The organism is Mesorhizobium norvegicum, from assembly GCF_004919685.1.
Lineage (GTDB): Bacteria > Pseudomonadota > Alphaproteobacteria > Rhizobiales > Rhizobiaceae > Mesorhizobium > Mesorhizobium norvegicum.
The window spans coordinates 1-304 of record NZ_SMYZ01000123.1 but is presented as its reverse complement, the minus strand read 5'-3'; the positions used below and the strand labels follow the sequence as shown (position 1 = coordinate 304).

At 52.6% G+C, this 304-nt stretch carries 1 protein-coding gene; it reads right to left on the bottom strand.

What is annotated here, in order from left to right; genetic code table 11:
- Positions 1 to 16: 16 nt before the first annotated feature.
- The coding region (locus FCU66_RS37185) for a transposase (RefSeq protein WP_246094179.1) at positions 17 to 304 on the bottom strand (288 nt) is incomplete at its 5' end.

Genomic DNA, 304 nt, shown 5'->3' with positions numbered 1-304 from the left:
TAAGGCTTGTTGAGATTCACCGTGAGTTTATGACGGCGGCTGCGAGATTGATGAAGGCTGCAAAGCTCTGATCGGTTTTGTCGGCGCGCATGGCGATACGCTTGAATTCCTTGAGCTTGCAGAAGAAGTTCTCGATCAGATGGCGCCATTTGTAGAGTTCCTTGTCGAGCGGCAGGGGAAAAGTACGACGTGAGTGCTGTGAAATAACGATCCTGGCGCCGCGCTCATTCAGGTCGGCAATGATGGTGTTGCTGTCGAAGGCTTTGTCGGCGATCAAGCCGCCGAAACAGACACCATTGATGAG